This window comes from Xenorhabdus sp. BG5 (assembly GCF_015163665.1).
Taxonomy (GTDB): Bacteria; Pseudomonadota; Gammaproteobacteria; order Enterobacterales; family Enterobacteriaceae; genus Xenorhabdus.
In genome coordinates this window covers 26,324-35,776 of sequence record NZ_JADEUG010000035.1, presented here as the reverse complement: position 1 = coordinate 35,776, position 9,453 = coordinate 26,324, and the positions used below count along the sequence as shown (strand labels likewise).

Below are 9,453 nucleotides of genomic sequence, written 5' to 3'. Positions count from 1 at the left end.
GATAAGCATGACTCAGTCCTCTCTTTTGCTTTTTTGTTTGTGGAAAATCAAAATTCGCAAAAATTGGACTGAGTTTCTTCGACACTCCTACCATTTTGAAAAGTTATTTAAGATCTAAAAGGCCAAAACAGCTTATATAAAATATTTTTATAAATTTTAAAAAATATTTTTCTTTATAAATCATATCATTAATCTTATACCACTCCATTTAAACTGCCATTTCTCATTAGACTTTCGGTCTAATATGATCCATATCAAATTCAGGTCAATCCCCGTTTGTTACTATCAATGCGTGCTATGATTAATTAAGGATAAAGAGAGTGTTAGGATGAAAACTGACAGCCCTTTCAATTTATTTTCACCTGCTGTAATGGCACAAATCGCTGATGACATTGGTGTATATAAAGTCAATAAACATCCCGCAGTGACTTATTTATCGGCAATCATGGCAGGTGTATTTATTTCCATTGCTTTTGTTTTTTATATTACGGCAACAACAGGATCTTCTTCCATTCCTTATGGGTTAGCTAAATTAACGGGCGGGATCTGTTTTTCCCTTGGTTTGATGTTGGTCGTTATCTGTGGTGTCGATCTTTTCACTTCCACCGTGTTGACGATCATTTCAAAAGCAACAGGGCGTATTACCTGGTCTCAAATGTTCAAAAATTGGATTAACGTTTACATCGGTAATCTGGTTGGCGCTCTGTTTTTCGTCGCTTTAGTGTGGTATTCCGGCCAATATACTGTCGCCAATGGTACTTGGGGACTAAATGTATTGCAGACAGCGGATCATAAAATGCACCATTCCTTTATTGAGGCAGTATGCCTGGGCATTTTAGCCAATCTGATGGTATGTCTTGCTGTCTGGATGAGCTATGCCGGACGCAGTCTGATAGATAAGTTATTCGCGTTGATCCTGCCAATTGGCATGTTTGTCGCCAGCGGTTTTGAACACAGTATCGCTAACATGTTTTTAATTCCGTTCGGGATCATCATCAAAAACTTCGCACCGGATGAATTTTGGCTAAAAACAGGGACAACCCCTGAACGATTTCCACAACTTAATGTTTCAAGCTTTATTACCGATAATCTGATCCCTGTCACGATAGGTAACATTATTGGTGGTGCGGTATTGGTTGGGTTGACCTATTGGTTGATTTATTTACGTGGCGGCAAAAAACATTAATTCGCCTCCAGGTCAGGTTTCTTAAAAGTTCCACTGTTAAAAGGTAGAAGTATCATGTCCGAGTTAAACGAAAAATTCTCAGTAGCATGGCAAGGCTTTAACGAGGGTAGCTGGCAGAATGAAGTCAACATCCGTGATTTTATCCAAAAAAACTATACCCCATATGAAGGCGATGAATCATTCCTTGCGGGTGCCACAAAAGCAACAGACGCTTTGTGGGAAAAAGTCATGGAAGGCATCAAAATCGAAAACCGCACCCATGCACCGCTAGATTTTGATACTGACATTGCGTCTACAATTACCTCTCATGATGCAGGTTATATTGAAAAAGATCTGGAGCAAATCGTTGGTTTGCAAACCGAAGCGCCACTGAAACGTGCCATTATTCCATTTGGTGGCGTTAAAATGGTTGAAGGTTCTTGTAAAGCCTATAACCGCGAACTGGACCCAAAACTGAAACAAATTTTCACTGAGTATCGTAAGACTCATAATCAGGGGGTATTTGATGTTTACACCCCCGATATCCTGAAATGCCGTAAATCTGGTGTATTGACTGGCTTGCCTGATGCTTATGGCCGGGGGCGCATCATCGGCGATTATCGTCGCGTTGCGTTGTATGGTATCGATTTCCTACGTGATGAGAAATTCGCCCAATTCACTTCCCTACAGGAAAAATTGGAAAATGGCGAAGATTTGGAAGCAACCATTCGCCTGCGCGAAGAACTCGTTGAACAGCATCGTGCTCTTGGTCAAATCAAAGAGATGGCAGCTAAATATGGCTATGATATTGCCAATCCCGCTACCAATGCCCAACAAGCCGTGCAATGGACTTATTTTGCCTATCTGGCAGCCGTGAAATCCCAAAACGGTGCTGCAATGTCCTTTGGCCGTGTTTCTACCTTCCTGGATATCTACATCGAACGTGATATCCAAGCAGGTAAGTTAACTGAACAACAAGCCCAAGAGTTGATCGACCATTTGGTCATGAAACTGCGTATGGTGCGTTTCCTGCGTACCCCAGAATATGATGAACTGTTCTCTGGTGACCCCATTTGGGCAACCGAATCGCTGGCGGGTATGGGTTTAGATGGACGTACTCTGGTCACAAAAAACAGTTTCCGTTTCCTGCATACGCTATATACCATGGGACCATCCCCAGAGCCTAACATGACCATCCTGTGGTCTAAAAAACTGCCTATTAACTTTAAAAAGTTCGCAGCAAAAGTTTCGATCGATACTTCATCCCTGCAATATGAAAATGACGACCTGATGCGTCCTGACTTCGACAGCGATGATTACGCTATCGCGTGTTGTGTCAGCCCAATGGTGGTTGGTAAACAAATGCAGTTCTTCGGTGCCCGCGCAAACCTTGCAAAAACTATGCTATATGCCATCAACGGTGGTGTGGATGAAAAAATGAAAATGCAGGTTGGGCCGAAAGAAGAGCCAATGAAAGACGCGGTGCTGGATTATGACAAGGTTATGGCACGTATGGATCACTTCATGGATTGGCTGGCAAAACAGTATGTTACCGCCCTGAATATCATCCACTATATGCATGACAAATATAGCTATGAAGCTTCATTAATGGCACTGCACGATCGTGATGTATACCGTACCATGGCATGTGGTATCGCAGGTCTATCCGTTGCTGCTGATTCATTATCTGCCATTAAATATGCGAAGGTTTCCCCAATCCGCGATGAAGATGGCCTGGCAATTGATTTCAACATTGAAGGTGAATACCCACAATTCGGTAACAACGATCCGCGTGTCGATGATATCGCGTGTGATCTGGTTGAACGCTTCATGAAGAAAATTCAGAAGCTGCAAACATATCGCAATGCTGTTCCAACCCAGTCTGTACTGACCATTACCTCAAACGTGGTTTATGGCAAGAAAACGGGTAATACTCCTGATGGACGTCGTGCTGGCGCACCATTCGGACCGGGTGCTAACCCAATGCACGGCCGTGATCAAAAAGGTGCGGTTGCTTCATTGACTTCGGTGGCGAAACTACCATTTGCCTATGCCAAAGATGGTATTTCATACACTTTCTCTATCGTACCGAATGCGCTGGGTAAAGATGATGAAGTCCGTAAAGCAAATCTGGCGGGCCTGATGGATGGTTATTTCCATCATGAAGCAAATATCGAAGGTGGTCAGCATCTGAACATTAACGTGATGAACCGCGAAATGCTGTTGGATGCCATGGAAAATCCTGAGAAATATCCGCAATTGACGATTCGCGTATCGGGTTACGCGGTGCGATTTAATTCTTTGACTAAAGAACAGCAACGGGACGTTATCACCCGTACATTTACTCAAACCATGTAATTATTAAAAATGACAAATAATAAAGGCTCCTTTAATCCTGGAGCCTTTATTAGCTTGCTAGTTTTGGAGAAATCCTTTCATGTCCGTACTTGGCCGTATCCATTCTTTTGAATCTTGCGGAACCGTAGATGGTCCCGGTATCCGCTTTATCGCGTTTTTCCAGGGTTGCCTTATGCGCTGCCTCTATTGCCATAACCGCGATACTTGGGATACCCATGGCGGAAAAACCGTAACCGTTGAAGAATTAATAAAAGAAGCAACGACCTATCGCCATTTTATGAATGCTTCAGGGGGTGGAGTCACTGCTTCCGGTGGTGAAGCCATTCTTCAAGCAGAATTTGTTCGTGACTGGTTCAGGGCTTGTCATGCAGAGGACATTCATACCTGCCTGGATACTAATGGCTTTGTTCGCCGTTATGATCCGGTGATCGATGAGTTATTGGATGCTACCGATTTGGTGATGCTGGATTTAAAACAGCTCAATGATGATATTCACCAAAAATTAATTGGCGTGTCCAATCATCGGACTCTCGAATTTGCACGTTATCTGGCAAAACGCAATCAAAAAACCTGGATTCGTTATGTTGTTGTTCCTGGTTGGTCTGATGACGATCAATCCGTTCATTTACTTGGTGAATTCACCAAGGATATGAAAAATATTGAAAAAATAGAGTTATTACCTTATCACGAACTCGGTAAACATAAATGGATTGCCATGGGTGAAGACTATAAACTGGAAAGTGTTAAACCTCCTCCAAAAGAAACAATGGAGAGGATAAAAGATATTTTAAGAAGTTATGGGCACCAGGTGATCTATTAGATTCATTTCCTCTTACATTGCTTGTTCCTTCTATTAATTATTGCAAATTTTGATCATATCAGGCTGGATATACCTGATATGATCAAAATAACTTTAAATCAGAACAAGTTATACGCATTAAACTTCAAATTGCAATTTACAACACGCTATGAAACCTGATTTCTCCCCGCTTCGCGGGGAGAAATCACACGCATCTTGAAGTTAGATTGGTATACTCATAATGTGTGAAATATTTTATTCTAAAAACACACAATATCTGATGCCAAAAATAAAATCATTTACTTTATGTAAAGATAAATTAGAAAATTAAGCCAAAATCACATTAGTATAATTAACAAAATAAACCGCACATATTTATTATTACCGATAGAAACATCTCTTTCTCCACCAATAAGGATTAAAATCAACACTTGTTGATTAATAATTTTTATATGATAATCCGTCTGTTTTCTATAACGATTTGTGTCAATAATATAGAAAAATAAATTCAGTAATTCTATTCAATAAAGTAAATCGGAAAAATATGGATACTCAAGATATGAATCTCAACTCAGGAGAGAATAGCGTCTCTCTGAGCAAGGAAAAAGATACATTTATTCCAGGTGGTCGTGCTGTAGGAGCTGGGATGGCAACAGAGTGGGTTGGTAATGCATGGGAAATGTTTAAGGCAAAGCCAATGAAATGGATACTGCTAACCTTAATCTATTTTGCCATAATGATAGCTTTACAATTCATGCCTATCATCAGTATTATCGCTGCTCTGTTTAGTTCAGTATTTATTGCTGGATTTATTGCTGCCAGTGAAAAACAGCGAACAGCGGGTGATTTTGACATAGAATTACTTTTCTATGGGTTTAAAAATAAGTTCGGCTCATTGGTTGCTGTTGGTGCGCTTGCCTTCGGCATAAATGTACTTGGTGTCATAGCTGCTGTTATACTTGGAGGGACAAGCCTACTTCAAATATTTTTGGCAGGACAAGATGCAGACCTGATGCTATTAATGGGCAGTTTTTCTAGTTTAATGCTGGCAATGTTGGTTATATTGTTCTTTAACATCGTTTCCCTTGCATTTAGCTGGTTTGCTTCTGCTCTGATTATCATTAATGATTTAAAATTTGGTGAAGCAATATCAATGAGCTTAAGTGCAGTAAGAAAAAACCTATTCGGTGGTTTCCTGTTCTTCTTGCTGATGGGTATTCTGATGTTTATTTCCGCAATTCCACTTGGTTTAGGTTTGCTTGTTACTTTCCCTATGTATATGGCAACCTATTATACAACTTATCGCAGCATTTTTTATGCCCCAGAAACCCAAGAGACAAAATCTCACTTAATCAGCTAAATATTTTTCAATAAATATTTATATGTAAAAAGCGCTATTTATGGCGCTTTTTTATTACTATCCAATGACATTTTTTCTTGGAATGAAAGTATAAGTTGAGTAAGTTCCCTTATTAATATAAGAGAAAAATAATGGATAACACAAGTATACCTCCAAATATAGAAAGATCGCACAATAGCTCAGATGATGAACATACTCTATTTATTCCCAATGGCCAAGCAATTGGGGCAAGTGCTGCCATTGCCTGGATAGGTGATGCATGGGATTTTATTTCTCCCAAACTTGGTATGTGGGTGTTGATAGGGATTATCTATGGTGTTATTAATTTAAGTCTTTTCATTTCTGACTTTGGCTTTCTCCTGCTTAATTTACTGGATCCGTTATTCTCTGCTGGAATTATTGCCATTTGCGAAACGCAAAGAATGACTGGTAAATTTAAGTTCGGAAAATTATTCTATGGCCTTCACTATAAATGTAGTAATTTATTGGCAATCGGTATCATTGTTTGTGGAATAAAAATATTGGGAAATCTTATTTCTGTTCTGATAGACGGACACGACCTTTCTCAAGTCATTTTTGATGATTTTTCCTTATATAGCAATTATGATGAAATGATCATTAGTGATGATTCACAAGTGTCATTTTTATCTTTCTGTGTCTCTCTAATTACCTTGTTCTTATCCACTGCATGTTTCTGGTTTGCTCCCGCATTGGTTATATTGAAAGATTTTAGCGTAAGAAAAGCCCTTTCAATTAGTCTCAGTGCTATATGGAAAAACCTCTTAGGTGTACTACTATTCCTTCTCTTTATCTATCTTTTGTTCTTTATTTCTGCAATCCCTCTGTTTTTAGGGATCCTATTCACAGCTCCATTGAGCCTGGCAACATCTTATATCTCCTATCGCAGTGTTTTTTATAAAAAAGAAACTCAGAAAGATGATATAACTGTCACAAGTTGACTTATGATAGTCACTCGTAAAAAAGCGCCGCATGCGGCGCTTTTTTATTAAGAATAGGTGGTATTAACCAATGTATTTCAATCCATTCATATAAGGACGCAATACTTCTGGGATTTCAATGCGGCCATCTGCCTGCTGATAGTTTTCCATCACAGCAACCAGGGTACGACCTACCGCAAGACCAGAACCATTCAATGTATGTACCAACTGAGTTTTCTTGTCATCTTTACCACGGAAACGCGCTTGCATACGACGAGCCTGAAAATCCCACATGTTAGAACAAGAGGAAATTTCACGATAAGTATTTTGCGCTGGTAACCAAACTTCCAGATCGTAAGTTTTTCTTGCGCTTGCCCCCATGTCACCCGTGCACAGCAGCATCTTACGGTAAGGAAGATTCAGTAACTGTAATACATTTTCAGCGTGTCCAGTCAATTCTTCCAGTGCTTCCATGGATTTTTCTGGATGAACAATCTGAACCAATTCAACTTTATCAAATTGGTGCATACGAATAAGGCCACGGGTATCACGACCATAAGAACCTGCTTCAGAACGGAAGCAAGGAGTATGCGCCGTCATCTTCAATGGCAACACACTTTCATCCAGAATTTCATCACGAACTAAGTTAGTGACCGGGACTTCCGCAGTTGGAATCAAGGCATAATGACTGCCAGATTCTTCTTCCAATGGTCTGGTATGAAACAGATCTTCACCAAACTTAGGTAACTGACCTGTACCATATAAAGAATCATGGTTAACCAAATAAGGGACGTAAGTTTCCAGATAACCATGCCGCTCTGTATGCAGATCCAGCATGAATTGGGTGATGGCACGGTGCAGACGAGCGATCTGCCCTTTCATTACGACAAAACGTGAGCCAGTCAATTTAACCGCAGCCGCAAAATCAAGGCCGCCAGTCAGTTCACCTAGTGATACATGGTCTTTGATTTCAAAGTCATATTGGCGTGGTTCACCCCAACGGCTAACTTCCAGGTTATCATTGTCATCTTTTCCGTCAGGAGAGGAATCATCAGGAATATTCGGCATGCTTAATGCAATATTACGGATTTCAGCCTGTAAATTTTCCAGTTCAGCTTTTGCTGAATCCAATTTTTCTCCCAATTGATTCACTTCCTGACGCAGTGGTTCAATATCTTCACCACGGGCTTTCGCTGCACCAATAGCCTTCGATCGGGAATTACGTTCAGCTTGCAGGGTTTCAGTTTCAACTTGTAAAACTTTGCGGCGCTCTTCTAATTTGCGCAGCGTCTCCACATCAAGGGTATAACCCCTGCGAGCCAGTTTTTCGGCGACTGCGTCTAGCTCATTACGCAGTATATTTGGATCGAGCATGCTAGTCCTGTGCTTGTTGTTATTGAAAAATGGTTATTGAAAAATCGTCAAAAACTACAACTTTTAGCTGTAATTTGGCATTGTTGAATATAAACCTTACCGTATCAGGAAAATTAACGATAGCGTTTTATTGGGCTATTTTGATCCTGTTCCAGGAGCCAGTTTAACTTTTCACCTATCTTACCTTCCAACCCTCTGGCAGTCGGATAATAATAACGTGTTTGTTGCATTTCTGGCGGAAAATAGACTTCACCGGCGGCATACGCATTCGCTTCATCATGGGCGTAGCGATACTCTTCACCAAACCCAATTTCCTTCATCAGCTTAGTCGGGGCATTACGCAAATGGGCAGGAACGTCATAATCCGGTTTGTTTTGCGCATCCGCCATAGCTGCCTTGAATGCGATATAAACAGCATTACTTTTCGGTGCACAAGCAAGATAAACAATTGCCTGTGCGATCGCCCTTTCTCCCTCAGCCGCTCCTACGCGCGTAAAACAATCCCATGCAGTAATAGCGATCTGCATTCCGCGTGGATCAGCATTACCCACATCTTCAGAAGCAATTGCCAGTAATCGACGGGCAACATAAAGAGGATCACCGCCTGCGGTAATAATTCGGGCGTACCAGTAAAGTGCAGCATCAGGTGCTGAACCACGGATTGATTTATGCAGAGCAGAAATTAAATCGTAATATCGATCACCTTTATTATCAAACCTGGCACTTCTTTCCCCGCTGACTTCTTTCAGCAATTCCAACGTCAAAACCCGTTGCTCTTGCGCATTGGTTTCTGCCATGTCCGACATCATTTCCAGCAAATTCAGTGAGCGGCGTGCATCTCCCGCCACAAGCTCTGCTATCATTTGGCGAGTATTATCCGGTAGTACGATATTTTGCCCGCCAATGCCACGCTCTGTATCATTAATAGCCTGAATCAGCACCTGTTCAATTTCTGCCGCCGAAAGTGATTTCAATAAATAAACACGTGCTCGTGACAACAAAGCTGAATTTAATTCGAAGGAGGGATTTTCGGTGGTTGCACCAATAAATGTGATCGTACCGTCTTCAATATGTGGTAAGAATGCATCCTGCTGACTTTTATTAAATCGATGAACTTCATCAACAAATAAGATGGTTCTACGCCCTGAATTACGATTTTGTCGTGCTCTTTCTATGGATTCACGAATTTCTTTTATACCAGAAGTAACTGCCGAAATACGTTCAATATCAGCTTGCGCGTAATAACCAATAATTTCAGCTAGTGTTGTTTTTCCTGTTCCGGGCGGTCCCCATAAAATCATAGAATGAAGATGACCTGCTCGGATTGCTCGCGGCAAAGGTTTTCCTTCCGCCAGTAAATGTTGCTGGCCGATATATTGATCTAATGTGACTGGCCGCATTCTTGCGGCCAGTGGCTGAAATTCATTTTGTGAAAAATCGAGAGAAAGATTGTTCACTT

General features: G+C 40.9%; 7 protein-coding genes. 5 read left to right on the top strand and 2 right to left on the bottom strand.

Annotation, left to right across the window (positions count from 1 at the left end):
* The first annotated feature begins 328 nt into the window (after window positions 1-328).
* The 5 genes from focA (at window position 329) to IQ209_RS15290 (ending at window position 6,641) form a co-directional block, all read left to right on the top strand.
* Window positions 329-1,186, top strand: a complete 858-nt coding sequence (gene focA, locus IQ209_RS15310; RefSeq protein ID WP_193852103.1) for a formate transporter FocA — start codon at window positions 329-331, stop codon at window positions 1,184-1,186.
* Between the two features lie 54 nt (window positions 1,187-1,240).
* The gene (pflB, locus tag IQ209_RS15305; RefSeq protein WP_193852102.1) at window positions 1,241-3,523 is read left to right on the top strand and encodes a formate C-acetyltransferase; all 2,283 of its coding nucleotides are present in this window, start codon (window positions 1,241-1,243) and stop codon (window positions 3,521-3,523) included.
* A 79-nt stretch (window positions 3,524-3,602) separates the two neighbouring features.
* On the top strand, window positions 3,603-4,343 hold the full coding sequence (pflA, locus tag IQ209_RS15300; RefSeq protein WP_193852101.1) for a pyruvate formate lyase 1-activating protein: 741 nt from the start codon (window positions 3,603-3,605) through the stop codon (window positions 4,341-4,343).
* Window positions 4,344-4,866: 523 nt separating this feature from the next.
* Window positions 4,867-5,682 (top strand): BPSS1780 family membrane protein, encoded by an 816-nt coding sequence (locus IQ209_RS15295; RefSeq protein ID WP_193852100.1) that lies wholly within the window; start codon window positions 4,867-4,869, stop codon window positions 5,680-5,682.
* Window positions 5,683-5,813: 131 nt separating this feature from the next.
* Window positions 5,814-6,641 carry a BPSS1780 family membrane protein gene (locus IQ209_RS15290; protein ID WP_193852099.1) on the top strand — a complete coding sequence of 276 codons (828 nt, stop codon included), beginning with the start codon at window positions 5,814-5,816 and terminating at the stop codon, window positions 6,639-6,641.
* 63 nt (window positions 6,642-6,704) lie between these two features.
* On the opposite strand, the gene serS is transcribed toward IQ209_RS15290, so the two are convergent.
* Both serS and IQ209_RS15280 read right to left on the bottom strand, forming a co-directional pair.
* Complete coding sequence (serS, locus tag IQ209_RS15285) at window positions 6,705-7,994, bottom strand: serine--tRNA ligase (RefSeq protein ID WP_193852098.1); 1,290 nt, start codon at window positions 7,992-7,994, stop codon at window positions 6,705-6,707.
* Window positions 7,995-8,107: 113 nt separating this feature from the next.
* Window positions 8,108-9,451, bottom strand: coding sequence for a replication-associated recombination protein A (locus IQ209_RS15280; RefSeq protein WP_193852097.1), 1,344 nt, complete (start codon window positions 9,449-9,451; stop codon window positions 8,108-8,110).
* Window positions 9,452-9,453: the final 2 nt, after the last annotated feature.